Origin of the sequence: Chryseobacterium scophthalmum, from assembly GCF_900143185.1 — a bacterium.
Classification (GTDB): domain Bacteria; phylum Bacteroidota; class Bacteroidia; order Flavobacteriales; family Weeksellaceae; genus Chryseobacterium; species Chryseobacterium scophthalmum.
Genome location: NZ_FSRQ01000001.1, coordinates 26,504 through 48,196 on the forward strand (window position 1 = coordinate 26,504; position 21,693 = coordinate 48,196).

The 21,693-nt window shown below is 33.7% G+C and carries 15 protein-coding genes; 9 read left to right on the forward strand and 6 right to left on the reverse strand.

Annotated elements, in window-relative coordinates; genetic code table 11:
• Nucleotides 1-180: 180 nt before the first annotated feature.
• Entirely contained in the window at nucleotides 181-2,304 is a 2,124-nt protein-coding gene (locus BUR17_RS00125) for a type IA DNA topoisomerase (protein ID WP_074227992.1), read from the forward strand.
• Nucleotides 2,305-2,439: 135 nt separating this feature from the next.
• Here the strand turns inward: BUR17_RS00125 and BUR17_RS00130 are convergent, their stop codons facing one another.
• Nucleotides 2,440-3,747, reverse strand: coding sequence for a helix-hairpin-helix domain-containing protein (locus tag BUR17_RS00130; RefSeq protein ID WP_074227993.1), 1,308 nt, complete (start codon nucleotides 3,745-3,747; stop codon nucleotides 2,440-2,442).
• A gap of 456 nt (nucleotides 3,748-4,203) precedes the next feature.
• On the reverse strand, nucleotides 4,204-4,548 hold the full coding sequence (locus BUR17_RS00135; protein ID WP_034757421.1) for a MerR family transcriptional regulator: 345 nt from the start codon (nucleotides 4,546-4,548) through the stop codon (nucleotides 4,204-4,206).
• A 114-nt stretch (nucleotides 4,549-4,662) separates the two neighbouring features.
• On the opposite strand from BUR17_RS00135, the gene BUR17_RS00140 reads away from it, so the two are divergent.
• Nucleotides 4,663-5,541, forward strand: a complete 879-nt coding sequence (locus tag BUR17_RS00140; protein ID WP_074227994.1) for an AraC family transcriptional regulator — start codon at nucleotides 4,663-4,665, stop codon at nucleotides 5,539-5,541.
• 4 nt (nucleotides 5,542-5,545) lie between these two features.
• Here the strand turns inward: BUR17_RS00140 and ccoG are convergent, their stop codons facing one another.
• Nucleotides 5,546-6,988: a cytochrome c oxidase accessory protein CcoG gene (gene ccoG / locus BUR17_RS00145; RefSeq protein ID WP_074227995.1), complete on the reverse strand. Its 1,443-nt coding sequence runs from the start codon at nucleotides 6,986-6,988 to the stop codon at nucleotides 5,546-5,548.
• A gap of 254 nt (nucleotides 6,989-7,242) precedes the next feature.
• On the opposite strand from ccoG, the gene BUR17_RS00150 reads away from it, so the two are divergent.
• Nucleotides 7,243-8,133: an SMP-30/gluconolactonase/LRE family protein gene (locus BUR17_RS00150; RefSeq protein WP_074227996.1), complete on the forward strand. Its 891-nt coding sequence runs from the start codon at nucleotides 7,243-7,245 to the stop codon at nucleotides 8,131-8,133.
• An 82-nt stretch (nucleotides 8,134-8,215) separates the two neighbouring features.
• Here the strand turns inward: BUR17_RS00150 and BUR17_RS00155 are convergent, their stop codons facing one another.
• Both BUR17_RS00155 and BUR17_RS00160 read right to left on the reverse strand, forming a co-directional pair.
• The gene (locus BUR17_RS00155; protein WP_074227997.1) at nucleotides 8,216-9,523 is read right to left on the reverse strand and encodes a DEAD/DEAH box helicase; all 1,308 of its coding nucleotides are present in this window, start codon (nucleotides 9,521-9,523) and stop codon (nucleotides 8,216-8,218) included.
• A gap of 86 nt (nucleotides 9,524-9,609) precedes the next feature.
• Entirely contained in the window at nucleotides 9,610-10,386 is a 777-nt protein-coding gene (locus BUR17_RS00160) for a hypothetical protein (RefSeq protein WP_074227998.1), read from the reverse strand.
• Nucleotides 10,387-10,540: 154 nt separating this feature from the next.
• Between BUR17_RS00160 and BUR17_RS00165 the strand changes: the two genes are divergently transcribed.
• From BUR17_RS00165 to BUR17_RS00195, 6 genes are all read left to right on the forward strand, one after another.
• Nucleotides 10,541-10,963 carry a PaaI family thioesterase gene (locus tag BUR17_RS00165; protein ID WP_074227999.1) on the forward strand — a complete coding sequence of 141 codons (423 nt, stop codon included), beginning with the start codon at nucleotides 10,541-10,543 and terminating at the stop codon, nucleotides 10,961-10,963.
• Nucleotides 10,964-11,056: 93 nt separating this feature from the next.
• Nucleotides 11,057-11,401, forward strand: coding sequence for a phage holin family protein (locus BUR17_RS00170; RefSeq protein ID WP_074228000.1), 345 nt, complete (start codon nucleotides 11,057-11,059; stop codon nucleotides 11,399-11,401).
• A gap of 307 nt (nucleotides 11,402-11,708) precedes the next feature.
• Nucleotides 11,709-15,908: a T9SS type B sorting domain-containing protein gene (locus BUR17_RS00175; RefSeq protein WP_074228001.1), complete on the forward strand. Its 4,200-nt coding sequence runs from the start codon at nucleotides 11,709-11,711 to the stop codon at nucleotides 15,906-15,908.
• Nucleotides 15,909-16,132: 224 nt separating this feature from the next.
• Nucleotides 16,133-16,597 (forward strand): endonuclease domain-containing protein, encoded by a 465-nt coding sequence (locus tag BUR17_RS00180; protein ID WP_074228002.1) that lies wholly within the window; start codon nucleotides 16,133-16,135, stop codon nucleotides 16,595-16,597.
• Between the two features lie 739 nt (nucleotides 16,598-17,336).
• Nucleotides 17,337-19,322 (forward strand): urocanate hydratase, encoded by a 1,986-nt coding sequence (locus BUR17_RS00190; protein WP_074228004.1) that lies wholly within the window; start codon nucleotides 17,337-17,339, stop codon nucleotides 19,320-19,322.
• Between the two features lie 297 nt (nucleotides 19,323-19,619).
• The gene (locus tag BUR17_RS00195) at nucleotides 19,620-20,210 is read left to right on the forward strand and encodes a DUF6624 domain-containing protein (protein WP_143747494.1); all 591 of its coding nucleotides are present in this window, start codon (nucleotides 19,620-19,622) and stop codon (nucleotides 20,208-20,210) included.
• Nucleotides 20,211-20,422: 212 nt separating this feature from the next.
• On the opposite strand, the gene BUR17_RS00200 is transcribed toward BUR17_RS00195, so the two are convergent.
• Nucleotides 20,423-21,649: a bromodomain-containing protein gene (locus BUR17_RS00200; RefSeq protein WP_074228006.1), complete on the reverse strand. Its 1,227-nt coding sequence runs from the start codon at nucleotides 21,647-21,649 to the stop codon at nucleotides 20,423-20,425.
• Between the last annotated feature and the right edge of the window lie 44 nt (nucleotides 21,650-21,693).

A 21,693-nucleotide genomic window follows, 5' to 3' on the forward strand; every position in this document is an offset into this window, starting at 1 on the left:
TGTGTAAATTATTGCTAATAATATTTTAAGAAGTTATTTTATATTTACGATCACAAATATGAAATTGCAATAATTAAAAAGCTGGTATTTAGAGTCGGTTATTAATTTTCAACATTTCATTTTCAATAATTCCAAAAAAAATCCCGACTTTTGCAACCCTTCCAATAATCCCGACTATTCATGAAACTTTGTATTGCCGAAAAACCCAGTGTTGCCAGAGATATTGCCAAAGTATTGGGCGCAACCATGCCCAAACAAGGCTATATGGAAGGAAATGGCTATTGTGTAACATGGACTTTCGGACATTTGTGCACCTTAAAAGAACCTCACGATTACGGTCCGCAATACAAATCCTGGAATTTGTTTTTGCTGCCAATTATTCCTCAAAGTTTCGGAATCAAATTAATTCCTAATAAAGGCGTTGAAAATCAGTTTAAAGTAATAGAAAAATTAGTAGCCGAATGTGATGAGGTTATCAATTGCGGGGATGCCGGTCAAGAGGGAGAACTTATTCAAAGATGGGTTTTGCAGAAAGCAAAATGCGATAAACCTGTACAGCGTTTGTGGATCTCGTCTTTGACAGAAGAAGCGATCAAGGAAGGTTTTGAAAAATTGAAACCAGCCGAAGATTACAAAAATCTTTATCTAGCAGGAAATGCAAGAGCAATAGGAGACTGGTTGTTGGGAATCAATGCAACACGACTTTTCACTAAAAAATTTGGTGGAAATAAAGCGGTTTTATCGATTGGAAGAGTGCAAACTCCGACTTTGGCGATGTTGGTTCAGCGTCAGAAAGAAATTGATGCGTTCTCAACCGAAGAATATTGGGAACTGAAAACCAAATATCGTGACGTTATTTTCAACGCAGCGATTGACCGTTTAAAAACATTAGACCGAGCTGAAAAAGGTTTGGAATATCTAAAGCTGAATGCTTTTGAAATTCTTTCATTTGAAATTAAAGAAGGAAAAGAAAAGAATCCAAGACTTTTTGATTTGACCGGACTTCAGGTAGAAGCCAATAAAAAGTTTGGGTATTCTGCAGACAGCACTTTAAAATATATTCAGAGTCTTTACGAGAAAAAGCACGTGACTTATCCGCGTGTTGATACGACGTATCTATCGGAAAGCTTATATCCGAAAATTGGAGGGATTCTTCAAAGTATGGTTATTTACAAAGATTTGATTTCACCTTTGCTGGAACAGCCGATTCCAAAATCGAAAGCGGTGTTTGATGATGCAAAAGTAACCGATCACCACGCAATTATTCCGACCGAAATTCCGCCTTCTCACAATTTAACGAGAGAAGAGAAAATGATTTATGATTTAATTGCGAAGCGTTTTATCGCCGTTTTTTATCCTGAATGTAAAATTTCAAATACTTTGGTTGAAGCGCAGGTTGGAACAATTCCTTTTAAAACAAGCGGAAGACAGATTCTTGAACCGGGTTGGAGAGCAGTTTATGCAAGAGATGCCAAAGAAGAACCGACCGATAAAGAAAAAGATAAGGAAGAAGAACAGACGATTCCTGAATTTAAAGTTGGGGAAACCGGACCACACGAACCGATGATTCATCAGGGGAAAACTTCGCCACCAAAGCCCTACACCGAAGCAACTTTGCTTCGAGCGATGGAAACTGCCGGAAAACAAGTCGATGACGAAGAACTTCGTGAAATGCTCAAAAATAACGGAATCGGAAGACCGTCAACCCGTGCAAACATTATCGAAACACTTTTCAAAAGAAAATATATTGAAAAGAAAAGAAAAAATCTTATCGCTACCCAAACCGGAATTCAATTGATTGATACCATCGAAGACGAATTGCTGAAAAGCCCGGAATTAACAGGGGAATGGGAATTAAAACTTCGTAAAATTGAAAGTGGTGAATACGAAGCTAATCAGTTCAAAGATGAATTGATACAAATGGTGACCGAATTGACCAAAAAAGTAGTCGACGGAAAAGCAAAAGTTTTCACTTTACATGAAGAAAAAGAAGAAGTTAAGGAAAAGAAAAAACGTGAGCCAGCCGTAAAAAAAGAATTACAGTCTTGGGAAGAAACACAATGCCCAAAATGCAAATCACACAATCTGATGAAAGGTAAAACCGCAGTCGGATGTTCCGATTTTAAAAACTGCGGCTTTAAAGTTTCATTTGATATTTTCGGTAAAAAACTTTCCGATAAACAATTGATGGATTTAGTTTTAAAAGGAAAAACTTCAAAATTAAAAGGATTCACAACACATCCCGAGAGTTTAACGGAAGGAATTGTTTCGATATCACCTGAATTTCTAACAGTTTTACTATAATTAAGGCTGGAAGATGGATGTCTGAAGCTGGAGGTTTATTTAGCTATCAAATCAGGAATTGTTCAACTAGTGAAAGTTTTGAATGCCTAAGAAAAATGGCTCTCGTCGGACTTCCATCATCAAGCTTCCATCATTCTACTTTAAATAAAGCCTCATCCTCGCTTCATATTCTGGCTTAGTTTTCAATAACTTCCAGATTTTTTTATCATCGGGATTGCTGATTCTGTAATAAATAATTTTGTCTGCGGAATATTTGAAATAAGGATGGTTTTTCAGCCATTCTTCGGGTGCATCAACGAGAGTATATCGTTCAACTTTTGAATTATCGAGTGGAGTAATGCTTAATAATTTTTGAACCAATTCCTTATCAATATTGTAGGTTTCCATGATTTGTTCTTTGGTCATAAATCCGCCTAGTTTTTTTCTGAAACCGATCATTGAACCTGCACTTTTCTCATCCAAACCAAATTCTAAAAGCTGTTTAAACGTAATTGAATTCATATCTGTTTTTGAAAAATCAGTTTTTTCCTGTTTTGGTTCAGGTTTTTTATCATCAGAGTTTTTCGCCATTGTAGAAGCATTCAGTCTGATGAAAGGTTTTAATTCTTCAAACTTTTCTGCAGAAATAACAAAGCAATTTTTAATATCTTCTAAAGTTTTAAAACTTCCTTTCAGATTTCTGTCACGGTAATTCACGATTACATTTGCCTGTTTTTCTGAAAATCCTAAAGCCATCCAACCTTTTACATCCAAAGTATTTGGGTCAAAGATGGTTTGTGCTGTTTTAGTTTTAGATGAATTAGACTTTTCAGCATAAGTATTGAAATTCGCTGGAGTTTTTGCGGGAAGAATTAAATAAGGCTCAAGTTTCGCATAGTTTTCTTCATTAATGATAAAGCATTCTTTGAATTTCTCTTTACTCACAAAGCTTCCGCCTAAGTAATTTTTATATTTCAGAATTGCAGCGGCTTGTTTTTCAGAGAATCCCATGTTTTCCCAATCGGTTTGTGAAAGTTGATCAGGATTAAATTTTCTTGTGATATTTAAAGATTTCTTCTCATAAGTTTTAAAACCTGAATTTCCGGATTTTGCTTCCAGATTGGTTTCAGGTAATAAAATAAAAGAACTCAACTGAGAATATTTTTCTTCCGAAACGGCAAAGCATTTTTTGAGTTGCTCTTTTGAAAGGAATTTTCCGCCAACAATTTTCTTGTATTTTAAAATTGTTGCGGTTTGTTTTTCAGAAAATCCGAGCTTTTGCCATTGATTTTCATCTAAATCGTTGGGATCAAATTCAGATAAAGATTCTACAGGTAAACTTTCAGAAATAAATGTGACTTCGGGAAAAGGCTTGTCGGATTTGTCTGTATATTTTTGAAATCCAAGTAGAACAAGCAATAACATTCCGAGAAATGCCATCTTTTGATAGTAATTTTTTTTCATCGTTGAATATTTATGTTTTGGTTGACTTCGATTTACCGAAATCAGAATACAATAAAGTTATGAATTAATTTAATTCACAAGCTTATAAAATGAAAAAAAGAATAATTAAATAATTGTTTTACAGGGAAATGTAAAGGATGGTTGATGTTCTGGAGAAATGGTTTTTTTTAGATTTTTTCTACAAAAGAGTCAATTAACTTTAATATAATAAAGCCAACATCTCGAAAGTTTTTGAATTGATTGTGAGTGTATTTATACCCAAAAAGTAAACTTAAGAATCACTTTTTTTGTGAATGAAAATTTGGACAAGTGATACGACAAAGATTCCAATCAAAGCGGCCATTAAGTAAGTATTCACATTAAAAATAGCTCCGACAATTATAAGAAATAATGAGACTCCGGCCAGAGTTTTTAAATGTTTTCTGTGTTTTACTTTAATCATTTGATATTACGTTTTTATTCAGAATCTTTTTCTACCAAAGAATCTTTGAGCTTAAGCAACTCTGCTTTTACGAATTCTAAGCGGTCAATTAAAGTTACGGTTTCAGAAATTTTTGAGTTGGTTGTTAACGCAATTCTTGCTCCATCAAGCGTATAACCTTTTTCTTTAACCAAATGATAGATGATTTTCAGATTTTTAATGTCTTCGGGAGTGAAGTATCGGTTTCCCTTTTTGTTTTTTTTTGGTTTGATGATCGGGAATTCTTGTTCCCAATATCTTATCAATGAAGCGTTTACATCGAAAGCTTTCGCAACTTCTCCTATCGAATAATACAGTTTGTCGGGTAAATTTGTCTTCATTATAAAATCCTGAAAAATCAAAGATAAATATTTTTTAAGCTTTACTACAAATACACGTTGTAAAATGTGCAGTTTAAGCGTATTTTTGTTCTCTTTCACACTTAATCAATCAGGATGAATTCTATCTCGGTATTGCATATCAATCTTTTTCAGTCAGAGAAAAATGCTCCGGATTTTTATTTCAATACGCTGAAAAATCATTTGATTTCGAGTCATAAGCATATCGAGAAACCACATCGTCATGATTTTTATGTAACCGTTATTTTCACTAAAGGAAGCGGAATTCATGAAATAGATTTTCAAAAATACAGCGTTTCTGAAGGGAGCCTATTTTTTCTTTCTCCGGGACAGGTTCACAGTTGGGAACTTTCTCCGGATACCGATGGTTATATTTTCTTTTTTTCTCAGCCTTATTACGAAATGCATTATGTTAATCAGAAGCTGAAAAATTTCCCGTTTTTTAACTCTCCGAGTTTTCCGAGAAAGCTTCAGCTTCAATCTGATGAATTGACAGATATGATTCGCCTTTTTGAGGATATTGGAAGCGAGCATGAGTCTCAGAATGTAATGAAACAGGGATTTATACTTTCACTTATTTCTCAAATTTATATTCAGTCGGTAAGAGAGTTTGCTAAAGATGATGAAAAAACTTCAGCAACAAGTGTATCTTATTTTAAACACTATCAGGATTTTGAAAACTTGCTGGAAGAATCTTTTACGTCTCAAAAATCGATTTCTTTTTATGCTTCACAACTCAATATTTCGGCAAAGCATCTTAACAGAATTACACAGACAGTTATGCAAAAAACTGCTTCTGAGATTATTACCGAAAGAGTAATTCTTGAAGCTAAAAGAATGCTCATTTATCTTGATGAAGGTCTTGTGGAAATTGCTTTCAGATTGGGGTATGAAGAGTATTCTTATTTTGCGAGGATGTTCCGTAAAAACTCAGGGATTACACCCTCGCAATTTATTAAAAATCATAAAAACTAATCTTTTACAATGCGAGTTTAAAAGGTCCTTCAAATGTTGTTTCGAAAGTATCTAAAACTTCATTTTTTTCATCTAAAACAGCGATGGTTAAATTTTGTTTGGAAGATTTAATTTCATTTTCCGGAAAAGCAATTCCAATAGATCCTTTAAGAATTTGATCACCTTTTAATGTGATTTTGCTTGGTCCTGAAGAAATAATTTCGGCATGATCAGGGTGTGTCACTTTTATGGTAATTACTTTTTTCTCATTGGTTTTATTCAGAAAAGTATAGGTGAAATTATTGATGATTTTTCCGTCTCTCACAAAGAATGTAGAGCCTGCAGGTTTTATAAATTTTGCTTCCATAGAACCTCTGTCGTTTAATAAAAATCCTAAAAATCCTATCAATAACGCCAGAAAAATTGTGGTAATAATCATTCTTGAAGTTATTCCGAGTTTTTTTCCGGTTTCAATTTCTGCTTCTGTGGCATAACGCACCAATCCGGTTGGTAAACCTACTTTTACCATTACCTCATCACAAGCGTCAATACAGGCAGTGCAGTTGACGCATTCTAATTGCTGACCGTTTCTGATGTCAATTCCTGTTGGACAAACCACGACACATTGTCCGCAATCGATACAGTCACCTTTTCCTGAAGATTTTCTGTCTTCTCCGTTTCTCCATTTGGCGCGAGCTTCTCCTCTCTTTGTATCGTAATATACATTGATGGTCTGCTTGTCGATTAATACGCCCTGTAATCTTCCATAAGGACAAATCAAAGTACAGACTTGCTCACGCAACCAAGTGAAAACAAAATAAAAAACCAATGAAAAAGACAGCATTGCCGTAAAATGCAAAGGGTTTTCTAATGGTCCTTCCTGAATGATTTTAAAAATATTTTCGTAGCCAACAATGTACATAAACATAAAGTGGGAAATAATCACTGACATGATAAAGAAAACAGACCATTTTAAAACTCTTTTTCTTATTTTTTCGGAATCCCAGCTTTGTCTGTCGAGTTTCATCTGTTTGTTACGGTCACCTTCAATCCAATATTCTATTTTTCGGAATACCATTTCCATGAAAACCGTTTGCGGACACAGCCATCCACAAAATATTCTTCCGAAAACCACCGTAAATAGCATCACAAAAATGACAGAGATCACTGCTCCTAAAGCTAAAATAAAAAAATCCTGCAGGTAAAATGACTGACCAAGAATGAAGAATTTTCTATCGATAAGATTGATTAAAAGAAACGGGTTGTTGTTAATTTTTAAAAACGGAATTCCAAAAAATAAAGCTAATAAAACATAACTTGTATAATCTCTGTAATTGGTAAACTTACCTTTTGGCTTTCTTGGGAAAACCCATTTCCGTTTTCCTGTGTCGTCCATTGTTCCTACAGAATCTCTGAAAGCCTCACCATCACTTCCCGGAATTTTTATATTACCTTGCTGAATGCTCATCTTTTGAATTTTATTGAATTAAAAGGACTTTTTTAGATAATTAATAAATCATTTCTGAAGTAATAATGAGTCTAAATTCCCTCACTAAAGATGATACAAAGCTCTTGATTTTAAGGTTTAATAAATAATATTAAACACTTACAGAATAGTACAAAAAGGACATTTTGTTATTTGTAGTTAAACTAAATAAATGGTTATATAAAATTGGCTAAACTTTTTACAAATCGTAAATTGTATGCCTTAAATTTATAGAAATGAAAAATATTTTGAATGCGGGTCTTGTTGGTTTGGTTTTGGCATTTCTCAATTGCAAATCACCAAATTACAATGCAATGCTTGAAAATACCGAACCAAAATTAATATCAAATCAGTTTTCATTTACCGAAGGTCCCGCAACAGATAAAACCGGAAATGTTTATTTTACGGACCAGCCCAACGATAAAATTTATTTCTGGGACTGGAAAACTGATAAAGTGTCTTTGTTTTTAGACAAAACCGGAAGAGCCAACGGAACGTATTTCGATGAGAACGATAATTTAATTACCTGTTCAGACAACGAAGGTGAAATCTGGAAAATTGGCAAAGATAAATCGATGGAGGTTTTATCTAAAGGCTTTAACGGAAAAAGATTAAACGGACCAAATGATCTTTGGCTCGATGGAAATGGAGGAATTTATTTCACAGATCCCTTGTATAGAAGAGATTACTGGCAAAATTTTAAAGTAGAAATTCCAGAAAAAAATCTGTATTACAGAAACAGAAATGGTAAGATTTCAAAACTGGAAACTTTTGTGCAACCCAACGGAATTATTGGAAGTATAAAGTTGAAAAAGCTGTATGTTTCAGATATTGATGCCGGAAAAACCTATGTTTATGATATTCTAGGCGACGGAAAATTGTCTGAAAAGAAACTTTTCTGTGAAATGGGATCAGACGGAATTACGCTTGATCAGGATGGAAATCTTTATATTACAGGAGACGGTGTTACGGTTTTTAATACCAAAGGTGAAAAAGTTCATCACATTAAAATTCCTGAAGACTGGACGGGGAATGTAACTTTTGGAGGAGAGAAAAACAATATTCTGTTTATTACCGCCTCAAAATCAGTTTATACTTTGCAGACAAAAACAAAAGGATTGAAATAGGTTAAGGTTAAGGTTAAGGTTAAGGTTAAGGTTAAGGTTAAGGTTGATTTTTTTTAGTCTCAACCTTAGCCTCAACCTCAAATTAATAAGCAACTTCCATTTTCACTTTCTTGCCTTTCAGTTTTTCAGTGCTTAGTTTTTTCAGTAAATCTCTCACTTTGGTTCTCGAAACTGCTACATAAGAAGTTGTATCTTTTACTTCAATCAGACCTAAATCTTCTTTCTGCAATTCTCCTTTTTTCAATAAATATCCTACGATGTCTACCTTATTGACCTTATCTTTTTTTCCGGCACTGATGTAAATCGTTTGAAATGGCGGGTTTGCAGGAACTTTAGAAAATTCTTTTACAGATTCTTCAGGCGTATCTTTTTTGATAAACGGAAATTTCTCATCTTCGGTCATCACCAGATAAGCAAAACCTTTTGCATTCATTCTTGCGGTACGGCCGTTTCTGTGGATGAAAGCATCTTCCGTTGTCGGCAATTGATAGTGAACAATCGATTCAACTTCCGGTACGTCTAAACCTCTTGCCGCTAAATCTGTGGTGATTAAAACTCTCGCCGTATCATTTCTGAATTTCAGCAAAGCACGTTCTCTTTCGTCTTGTTCCATTCCGCCGTGGAAGGTTTCTCTGGCAATTCCTTTATCTAAAAGGAGATCAGCAATACGGTCAACCGTTTCTCTGTGGTTACAGAAAATAAGGGTTCTTTTGTTTCCGATTTTACAGATCAGGTGGAATAAAGTATCCAGTTTTTCCTCAGAAATTGTCATTACTTTTCTTAATTGAATGTCAGGTTTGTTTTCGCCTAATTTTAAGAAATCAATTACTTTTTCATCTTTTAAACCAGTAAATTTTGGAATTTCATCCATCGATGTTGCAGAAGTCAGCATTCTTTGATATAGATTGTACATGTTTTCAATAATGTATTCCATATCATCGTGAAAACCGAATTCTAAAGCTTTATCAAACTCATCCAGAACCAGGTTTTTAATTGTTTTTACATCAAGATTTTTATTTCTCATATGATAGGCAACTCTTCCCGGAGTTCCGATCAATATTGCAGGAGCTTCCTTGAGATTGTTTATTTCAATCTTTTTATCGTGACCTCCGTAGCAAACAGTTACCTTAAAATCTGTTCCCATCGATTTGAAAACCTGCTCAATCTGTAAAGCTAATTCTCTTGCCGGAACCAAAATTAAAGCCTGAATTCCTGTCGATTCTTTTGATAAACTTCTAAGAACCGGAAATAAAAAAGCAAGTGTTTTTCCTGATCCTGTTGGTGAAAGTAAAACAACATCGGTGTTGTTTTCTGTCGTTTTATATGTTGTTTTCTGCATCTGATTCATATCCTGAATCTGCAGTTTTTTATAAATAGATTCTAATTCCATTTTGCAAAGGTAGGGGATTTTATGTGGAAATAAGAAACCTCTTCTAATGGGATTTTAAAAGAGGTGTTTGTGTAATTAATTTGATTTTATTCACTTTCAAAACATTGTGGTCCAATTGCTCCGCCACCATATTCTAAAACTATATTATCCTTATAATAAATATATTGACATCCATCATTATATTCTGATTTTTGCTCTGGAGTTATTGCTGATTCAAATATTTTATAATAATATTTTCCTAATCCACTTCTTGAATATCCAATGGTTGAAATGGTATTGTTGTCAATAGAAATGCAGTTTGCGTTATTTAAAAATGTTTTAATTTTGGTTAAGGTTTGATTTGTCCAATTTATTGATTTTAAAACTTTTTCAAGTTCTTTAGATTGAAGTTTCAAGTTCCAGTTTTGGGATATAACTTGTAAACCATCATTTCTTTCTATTGTATTATTGTTTTTTGATTCTTTCCCGGTTTTTTTTGTATAGATTTTTATTGTGTATTCTTCATTTGTAGTTAGTATTTTACTCTCTGGTTGAATTTCAATTTCTACAATATAATTAAGTGGGACTAATTTTTTATATTCATTTTTCAACGTTAGAATTTCACTTCTTTTGTTTTCAAAATTTGTGATTAATTCCTCTTTATTACTTCTTGGCATTGAAATCATAAGTAGAAGAAAGTCTTTTTCATTTTCTCTTCCGTTTTTATAAATTTTTATATACTCTTCACGTATTTGTGCAGGAAGTTTTTGAACAGAGATATTAAAAAGTGAATCTTTATCAATATTATCTCTAAACTTAATTTCTTGAGCTTTTAAGCTTATTAATGAACATAAAAGAATGATGATTAAAGAAATTTTTCTCAATGTTTTTTAAATGTTAAATTATATTTTCAAATATAAAGATTATTCATCCTAATAAAATAAAAACTGTTTGTAAACAAGATTTAAAATAATTTAAAGAAATTTGCTTAAACCTTAAACCTTAAACCTTAAACCTTAAACCTTAAACCTAAATTGCATGACCCCCGAAAAAACAAAACTCATGACCGATAGTTTCAACCGTTCTGAAACTTTAAAATTCTACAAAGCTGAATTATTAGAAGTAGAAACTGATTTTGTGTCCATTAAAATTCCAAAAATGGAATTAATGACCAGAAAAGCCGGAATGTTCAACGGAGCGATGATTGCTTCTTTGGTTGATGTTTCTTCAGGATATGCTGCAGTAAGTCATTATGAGGAAGATTGCTATGTAGTAACGGTGGAGTTGAAGGTTAATTATTTAAGACCTGCAATGGGAGATGCCTTAGTTTCGAAATCTTATGTAGTAAAGGGTGGTTCCAAAATCAGTGTTATCAGAACTGAAATTTATACGGTTGACGAAAACCGTACTTCGGAAAGTCATGTAGCAACATCTTTGGTGACGATGATGAAAATTAAATAGATTCAAAACATAGAAAACTTAGTATTCATCATCAATTGGATGTATTTGGAATAAGTTTTGTTTGTAAAGACCCATAATATAAAATTAAATACTATGAACTTAATTATTCGATTACTGGTTACAGCTATTGTCGCCTTTTTGTTAACCAAGATTTTACCGGGAGTACATTTTGAAGGCTTTTCAACCGCTATTATTTTTGCCATTGTTTTAGGGCTTTTAAACCTTATCGTAAAACCTGTTTTAAGCCTTTTTGGTTTGCCGCTTACAATTATTACTTTAGGCTTTTTTGCTTTGGTAATTAATGCCATTATTATTCTTATTGCAGATTATTTTATTGATAGTATGGTGGTAGATGGTTTTTGGTGGGCGTTTATTTTCAGTATAGCACTTTCTATAGTGACATCGCTTGCCAATTCGATGTTTTCAGACGGAGATTAAATTTATTTAAAATTAAAATAATTATAAGTGATAATCAATGAATTGGTTATCACTTTTTTTGTAATTAGAATTATTGATGAAAATTTTAAATCTATTTGATTTAAAATAAGTTAAGTGTTGTATATTAGAATTTGAATGAGGAAAATTGCCTGTGGCTTTATTTTTGTTGTAATTTTAATAAATTATTAACAATCATTAATAATTTATTATGATTGTGTATTTTTTAATTAAAAAGTATTATTTTTAAGATATATTTATTAGTAAATTATTTTTGATTAATTAATAATTTTATTTACACCAAATTTCCATGACAAAATATTTACAGACTTTCTTGCTGTTTGTGAGTTGCTATGCTTATTCTCAAGTTCCCGTAAGTGTAAAAGTAAAAGACGCTTTGGGAAATGAAAATTTTCATGTAACATGCACAAATGATCTCGATGCTAACGGCTGTATTCCGCTTCATGTAGAATATCCGGAGCTGAAACAAGCTACAACGTACCAATTGACACAAGGAACGTATGATCCGCCAATTCCACTGAACCAAGGGACGGCGCTGAATGCCAATTTTGACGATCTATTTACGCCAAAAATAGATTTACCATTTAAGTTTTGCTTTTTTAATCAATATTTTGAATCTGTTGTGATCGGTTCAAACGGAATGGTTACTTTCGACCTGAATCAGCAGGGAAATATCAATTATCCCAATGTTCTTTGGCAAAATCCTAATCAGGGTTTACCCAAGAATTCTATTTTCGGAGTATATCATGATATGGTCTTTTCTGCCGCAGATGCTTCTGAAATTTATTATTCTACAATAGGAACTGCGCCTTACCGCAAATTTGTCATCAGTTATTATGACGGAAGAGTCGCTGGTTGTACAGATCGGTCTTCATCACAAATTGTTTTACATGAAACAACAAATATTGTAGAAGTTTTTGTTGATAAAAAACTCACACCCTGCCCAACCAGAAAGTTTGAAAATGCTCTGATTGGAATTATAAATGATACGGGAAGTTTAGGATATTCTCCGGCTTCAAGAAATACAGGGAATTGGCAAGCTATGCAGGAAGCATGGAAATTTACTCCCACTGGAAGTACGATTCAACCAACAGTAACGTGGACTAATTCTGCAGGACAAACTGTGGCATCAGGAATTCAGGCTACTTTATGCCCAACACAGAATGAAGTTTATACCGCCAATGTTGTTTTTAATATTTGCGGAAATAGCAATCTGACGCTGACTGATGATTTTACACTTGATTTTGATCCATCTTATCCAATTTCAAGAGATTATACCCAGGATTTTTGTGGAAATGCTCCAATTCAGCTTAATCTGAATGATTTTAAACCTAATGTAACTTCACAAAATCCAGCGAGTTTTAATTTTACTTTTCATCAGTCTTTAACTGATGCACAAAATAATCAGAATAGTATTTCTACAAGTTATTCGCTCAATTCCAATAAGGTTTTATATGTAAGAATTCAAAACCCCAATGTTCCCGGATGTTTCAGAGTGGCAGTTCTTACTTTGAATTTCATCACCAAAAATCTTTTGACAGATAGTATTTTGCTTTGTGACACCAATAATGACGGAATTGAACAGAACTATGATTTAAGTTTCTTAAACAGTCAGCTTTTTCCTGCAGGAACATCTGGATTTTCATATTATCTGTCTCAGTCGGATGCTCAAAATAATACGAATGCAGTAACAACGGCAAATATTATAGTGAACACAAAAGTTTGGGTGAGATTACAGGATGCCGCATGTACTTATATTCTCGGACCTGTAAATTTTACTTTTCAACCGGGAGTTAATGCCAATTCACCGATTAATTTTTCGTACACGATGTGCGACATTAATGCAGATAATAATGAACCTTTTGATTTTGCTTTAAATATTGGACCTTTAATTACAACACAACCGGGAGTTACTTTTACCGTTTATCAGACTTTTGCAGAAGCATATAATAATTCAGGAACGGTAGTAGGAACGATAAAAGAAGGGCAGTACACGGTTTACATTAGAGTTCAGATTCCGGGAGGATGTTTTGCAGTTGTTACCGTTAATCTAAATATTACCTTCACCAAAATTTTGGTTAATGATAAAAATGAATATATCTGCTTCAATGGAACAGAAGATATTACGGTGAATCTACAAACGCTTTCTGCAAACATGCTCGTTACTCCTTCAACAGTTCCTGTTACTGAGTTTTACGATAATTATTCAGCTGCATTAGACGGAATAAATCCTATTTCACCAACCCAAACGATTACAGAAAACGGAAACTTTGTAAGCAAAACATTTTATGTTCGGTTTGAGCAAAGCGAAACGTGTTATACAATTAGAGCAATTAATGTACATTTGGTTCATCCGGTGATTGTAGATTCCAATTTTAGTGTTTGTGATTTTAATAATGATAATACAGAAGTTGTTCCGCTCGCTCAGTTTTCTGGGGCAATTATCGGAAATCAGAACGCAACTACAACTTTTTATCTAACACAAGCTGATGCTCAGAACGGAACCAATCCTGTAACCAGTGTAAATGTTGTTGGTACAAGACAGCTTTTCGTGAAAATTAATTCTTACAATTGTACTCAGATTTATCCGGTGACCATCAGTTTGATATCAACTCCGGCTGTAAATTCTGTTGTAAATATCAATCTGACCAATATTTGTGATAACAATAATGATGGAGTAGAGCTGTACAATCTTTTGTCGGCTCAACCTCAGATTTATAGTGGTTCGAATGTTACATTTACATATTACACTTCTTATGATCCTGCAACGCATGTTTTTTCGGGATTAATCGCAAACCCGAATGAGTTTCCTATTCCGGGAAATGCAACAGTTTTTGTAAAAGTGCAGTTTAATAACAATGAATGCTTTTCTGCATCACAATTGAATATTCAGATGACTTTTTTACCGGTGATTGTACTGAAGAATGCTGTTTTAAATACGTGTGACGAAGATTTTAATCTGAATGAAACCTTTCAGCTGAATGATGCAATTCCGCAGATGTTTTTAGCTTCTCAAAATACATATCCGCTTTCTGATATGACCATTACTTATTACAATACTTTAGCAGAAGCCAATGCAGGAGTTCCTTCCACTCAGATTGGAAATAGTATTGTAACAACAGTTTCTACGGTGCAGGTTTGGGCAAGATTTCAATCGAAAACGAACGGTTGCTTTTCAGTCGCGCCGATTGAGTTGAATACATATTTTCCTCCAAAAGCAATTAATTCAACCATAACAGTTTGTGATGATAATCTTGATGGTGTTTATGAAGTCAATCTGATGAATTATACCAATCTTTATGTGGATATTCCGAATACAATCAATACTTTCACTTTTTATCTTACTCAAAGTGATGCACAAAACGGAGTAAATCCAATTGCAAATCCTCAAAATTTTACTGCAAATCCTTTTCCACAACAGATTTGGGTAAAAGTGATGAATATTCCTGGATGTGATGATATTGCAACAATTAATTTTATTATTGGAACTAAAGTGGTACTTCAAAATTCAGGACCGTTCCTTCTAAATAATGTCTGCGATACCTTAAATGACGGAATAGAAAATGTAAATCTTACTCAATATGAATCACAGATTTTCTCAGGCGGCACGGCTACCTTTACTTATTACACTTCTTTAGCTGATTTAAATTCAGGAACAAATGCAATTCCGAATCCTGCAAGTTATTCTTTCAATCAAAACTTAGGATTAGATACCATTTATGTAAAAGTAAGCGTTCCCGGATTATGTCCTGAAATAGCAACCATTAAAATTTCTCTTAAAAGAGTTCCTATTTTTGAAATCCCAACCCAGTATTTCTGTCCTGATGCGACATTCAGCTATACTTTAAAAGTCGAAGGACATACGATTGTAAGCTATGTATGGACAAATCCTGCCGGACAAATAGTTTCTACTACAGATACTCTCGTTAATGCTGGAATGGTAGGAACCTATACCGTAACGGTAACATCAGATAACGGATGTTCTTACACGACTACTTTTGAAGCAAAATATTACGATGTTCCGGTCATTCAGAATATGATTGCGAGCGGTAATACCTATACGATTATTGCTACCGGTTCGCAGCCAATTCTCTATTCAATTGACGGAATTAATTGGCAGGCAACGAATGTTTTCTATAATTTACCGACAGGAATTACAACATTTTATGTAAAATATGTTGAAGGAAAATGTATTGTAAAACAAGACGGTGTTATTTTAGATATTAAAAATGCAATTACACCAAACGGAGACGGGCATAATGATAAATGGATCATCAGAAACCTTCATGTTTTCGGAACAAAAATGACGAACGTAAAAGTATTTGACCGTTATCAATATTTGATTTTCGAGCAGAATACCAATACCGAAATTATCTGGGACGGAACCATTTCAGGAAGACCAATACCAACTTCAAGTTATTGGTATGTTATCACACTTCCGGATGGAAGAACGTTTACAGGATGGGTTTTAGTGAAGAATAATAATTAACCTTTAAAAATAATTAAAACGATAAAACCTCGCTGACTTTCAGTGAGGTTTTTGTTATTTTAAAATCTAAATCATCTTGTTTTCAAACGTATTAAAATTCCCCTCTTCTGGAGGGGTGGATCAATTTTCAAAGAAAATTGAGACGGGGTGGTTAAAAAAAGCACCTCTTTTCTATATTTCACAAAATTAAAAAATATCCCTATCTTTTCATAAACACAAAAACGATGAATGAAATCTTAACAGAAATCAACGGAGTTTTTATCCGCAGGAACTTCGTAGAAAATCTACCTTATAATCCAAACTTAAAGAAACTCTTATCAGGAAAACGAAAAGCCGGAATTCTAAGCGAAGTAGTTCTTTGGAAAATAGTTCGGGCAAAAACATTTCACAATATAGATTTTGACCGTCAAAGAATTATTGGAAACTATATTGTAGATTTTTATGTGAAAAATTTAGGATTAATCGTTGAAATTGACGGTTGGAGTTATGATACCAAAGAAATTTACGATGAGGTGAGACAAAAGTATCTTGAATCCTTAGGTTTAAAAATTTTCAGGATTACAGATTTTGATGTGAAAAATAACTTGTCTGTTGTAATGAAAGACCTTGAAGAATTTATTATTGAAAATTTTCGGTTCCAAATTATTCCCCTCCTTTGGAGGGGTGGATTAATTTTCAAAGAAAATTAAGACGGGGTGGTTAAAATAAGGCATTAAACATATAGGAGTTTTATTGATTATGAGACATTTTTAAACCACCCCGTCAAAAATTCTTTCGAATTTTCGCCACCCCTCCAGAGGAGGGGAACTCCATCATGTTGTATATTTTCTCATTTGATTTGCACCGGTTTTCTAATTTGAATATCTTTAAAATCACCAAATTAAAAACTATAAAAACTGGATTGTAATTATATCTGTTTTATCAATATTGTTGCAATAATTCAAAAGAAAAAGATTTTAAACATCCTACTTAAGTTTAAAATAATAAATTTACAAATTAGCAACAATCTTTTATGAAAGCCCTCTTTACAAAGCAACTTTTCATTCTTTTTAATCTGCCTATATTGATATTTATAATTCTTTTGTTTTTTATAAATAAGGATACAATAGATGCGATAGGTTTTAACAGAAAAATAGGATGGAATATTTGGGATAAATACCTTGGGAATTCATTATATAATTTTTCAGTTTTTGTGATTACTTATTTTGCTTATCCTTTAGGTTATTTTATTATTGCCTTAATTAGAAGATCAACAAATTTATATTTGTCATTGATACATTTTACACTCTCCATAATCAATCTTATCTTATTGTGTATCAATCCTCAATTTTATATACTTATTCCTATATCGATAATTTGTTTTATAATTTTCATTTTTAATATCTTTAAAACCACAAAAATCTATCAACAAATAACGATCAACTATAAATGACTTTCCAAGAACAGATACAGCAAGGTATTCCAAATCAATTACCTCAGGCTAAACCATACGAAACGAATATCAATCACGCACCGAAACGTAAAGAAATTTTAACGGATGAAGAGAAAAAACTCGATCTGAAAAACGCTTTACGTTATTTCGAACCTCAGTTTCATGCAGAATTAATTCAAGAGTTTAAAAAAGAACTAGATGAATTCGGAAGAATTTATATGTACCGTTTCCGTCCTGATTATGAGATGAAAGCGAGAGACATTGCAGAATATCCGGGAAAATCTGAGCAGGCAAAAGCGATTATGTTGATGATTCAGAACAATCTGGATTATGCAGTGGCACAACATCCTCACGAATTGATTACTTATGGTGGAAATGGTGCGGTATTCTCCAACTGGGCTCAATATCTTTTGACGATGAAATATTTGTCTGAAATGACAGACGAACAAACATTGACAATGTATTCAGGTCATCCGATGGGATTATTTCCTTCTCATAAAGATGCGCCGAGAGTGGTGGTGACGAACGGAATGATGATCCCGAATTATTCTAAACCGGATGATTGGGAAAAGTTCAATGCATTGGGTGTGACGCAGTACGGACAAATGACGGCAGGATCTTATATGTACATCGGGCCACAAGGAATTGTTCATGGAACTACGATCACAGTTTTAAACGCTTTCAGAAAAATAAATAAAGAACCAAAAGGCGGATTGTTCGTTACCTCTGGTTTAGGTGGAATGTCTGGAGCTCAACCAAAAGCAGGAAATATTGCAGGTTGTGTTACGGTAATTGCAGAAGTCAATCCGAAGATCACCAAAATCCGTCATGATCAGGGATGGGTGAATGAAATTCATGAAAATCTTGATGAATTGGTGGAAAGAGTAAAAAAAGCTCAGGAAGCTCAAGAAGTAGTTTCTCTGGCTTATCTTGGAAACATCGTTGAGGTTTGGGAAAAATTTGATCAGGAAAATCTAAGAATCGATATCGGTTCAGATCAGACTTCGCTTCACAATCCTTGGGCGGGAGGTTATTATCCTGTTGGGATTTCGTTTGAAGAATCCAATACGATGATGGCAGAAAACCCTGAATTATTCAAAGAAAAAGTTCAGGAAACTTTGAGAAGACACGCTGCGGCAATCAATAAACATACAGAAAAAAGAACGTATTTCTTCGATTACGGAAACGCATTTTTATTGGAAGCTTCAAGAGCCGGAGCTGATGTAATGTCTGAAAATCCAACGTTGGGAAGAGAGTTTAAATTCCCTTCTTATGTTCAGGATATTATGGGACCGATGTGTTTTGATTATGGTTTCGGACCGTTCCGTTGGGTTTGTACAAGCGGAAAACCTGAAGATTTACAAAAAACAGATGAAATTGCTTGTCAGGTTTTAGAAGAAATGATCCAAAATTCTCCCGAAGAAATCCAACAGCAAATGAAGGATAATATTCAATGGATCAAAGGGGCGCAGGAAAATAAATTGGTGGTCGGTTCACAGGCGAGAATTTTATACGCTGATGCAGAAGGAAGAATGAAAATCGCTGAAGCTTTTAACAAAGCCATTAAAAACGGAGAAATCGGAGCGGTAGTTTTGGGTAGAGATCATCACGATGTTTCGGGGACGGATTCGCCGTACAGAGAGACTTCCAATATTTATGACGGTTCGAGATTTACGGCAGATATGGCGATTCACAATGTGATCGGTGACAGTTTCCGTGGGGCAACCTGGGTTTCTATTCACAATGGAGGCGGTGTTGGCTGGGGCGAAGTGATCAACGGTGGATTCGGGATGCTATTGGATGGAAGCGATGATGCCGACAGAAGATTAAAGTCAATGCTTTTCTGGGACGTCAACAACGGAATTTCAAGACGAAGCTGGGCAAGAAATGAAGGTGCTGTTTTCGCGATTAAAAGAGCAATGGAAGCTGAGCCGAATCTGAAAGTGACGTTGCCGAATTTTGTGGATGAGAGTCTTTTTTAATTTTAGAATTTGAAAATGATAAAGCAATCCGTCACTTCGAGTAGCTTTTAAAAAAAGCGTATCGAGAAGTTATTGTATTGAAAAAGAAAAACCTGCCTCACAGCAGGTTTTTCTTTTTATGATAGCGCGGATCTTTAATCCGTGCTTTATTCTTGTTCACGGATTGCAAATCCGCGAGATCAGGAAAAAATTATCCATACTTTATTCCGATACTTAAAAATAATTCCTACTTTTGGGAGCAATTAATTTTTAACCAAAATTGGTCAACCTATTTTGGAATATGACCCAAAAATAGAAATGAAAATAAAAAAAATAGTATTTAGCATATTAACCGCTCTTGTTTTAGTAATATCAATATTCCTTTATATGAATAGGGATAAATTTGTCTATGTAGGTTCAGTAGATATTATTGAAGTCGATTGTAGCAAAAAACGTCAAATCCTGAGCGAAGTTTTAGAAAGTGACCAAAGAATTAGAAAATCAAATGAACCCATCAAATATGCTAAAGAAGATCATAGGAATCAAGAATTAGTGATTAGCATTATTGAAAAGTGTGGTATGCCAACATTAAAGGAGGTGAATCAAAGACAAATGGATGCAATCTGGTTGGGACTGCAACATAGTACTAAAGAAATCAGAAAAAAATATTTTCCACAAATAGAGAAAGCGGTAAAAAATGGAGACTTATCTAAACAGCAATATGCATTGATGAAAGATAGGATGTTAATGGACGAAGGAAACCCCCAAATATATGGTTCACAAATAGAAAATGGTAAATTATATAAATTAGAAAATCCTGAAACTGTGAACGAAAGAAGAAAAGAAATGGGAATGGAACCAATAGAGGATTATTTAAAGAATTTCAATATTCAGTTCAATCCGAATTAACAACACAACATATAATCACGTAGACAACTCCGGTCATAATTAAATGGAGTGTGTCTCTCCCCGTTGGTGCGAGCATCTTGCTCGTACTCACTCAATTTAGTTTAAGACACGAGCTTGAAGCTCGCGGCAGCGAAGTATAACGCAGAAATATTCATTTTCAAAAAAAACTTAGAAAGTATGGAGAAACCTGCTGTGAGGCAGGTTTTTATGTGTTATATTTTACCCCATTTCAAATAAAATGAAAAAAATGGATCGGTTATATGTAACTTTTTTTCCACATCATCAAAATCGATAACAGGAGCTGAGCTTTCATCCGTCGCAGCAATTCTGGACATTGTTTTTAAAACTCTTGCTACTTCATGTATTTGAGGCATCTGAGTTAGAAGGATTTCCTTCATTCCTTGTCGTAACTCCTCATATTCTATGCTTACTAAGCCTGGCTTAAGGTATGCTAAAGTTTTTAGAATTAAACCATATATATCAACCGTTTCTCCAGACTTGAGTTTTCTTTGAATCCTGTCAGTTCTTTGTCTTGGCCCCCTCATAAGTTTCTCAAAAATTGGTCGACCAATGTTATCAGCTATTTCTGAAAATATTACTTCAACTTTTTCTTTACTTAGTGCCTCACCATTACTTAATATTTTTGAAATATTTCTACAAAACTCTTGCATTAAATGCGGACTTCCAAAAGCCTCGTTAGTTAAATAATCTATAATTTTATTAGAAATATCCTCCTTCAGTATACTAAAACCTGTATCAGCAATAAATCTTAATTCCTCAGATGTCCATATTGGTATCGAAACTTGTGATATCCTACCAGTCATCTCTTTTTCAACTTTCATGGCATCATATCTTTTATGAGGAATAGCAATAATTAAAACAGGAACGCCTTCAAAAATTGGAGCTTTCAATGCTCGAATTATTGATCCTTGTAATTCTCTTTCTATGTAATGGAAATCATCAATTATTAAAGGTGTTTTGTAAAACTCCAACGCATTGATTGCAGAAATTTTAGTGCTAACATTTTTTGTTCGTAAAGATACAGTGCTGGTTTTGTCACCTTCAGTCACTTGGCTTTTAATTCCACCCTCTATGATTTTAATTCCACCTTTTAAATGGTTTTCAGTTGAAGAACTCCCCGATTTTTCTTCAATCATTGAAAAACTTTCCACTTGGAAATATTCTAATTTATCAATCAAAGAATTCCAAAAATCATCTTCTGTTTTTATTGATCCTCCATCAATCCAAATAGAAGTATCTTTCGGATATATTTTTTTTGTTAGAACTGTCTTTCCAGATTTCGTTTGACCAGTTATTGTTACCAGTTTACATAAATTATTATTAGCCTCTTCAATTTTTTCTTCTAGCCCCTTATCTCGTCTAGGATTGTAAGTGTGTTGAGGAAATCCGCCTGGTACAAAAACATCTGTGTATTTCATAATGTTTTAATTTTCTCTAAAGATAAATAAAATTGTAGCAAAAA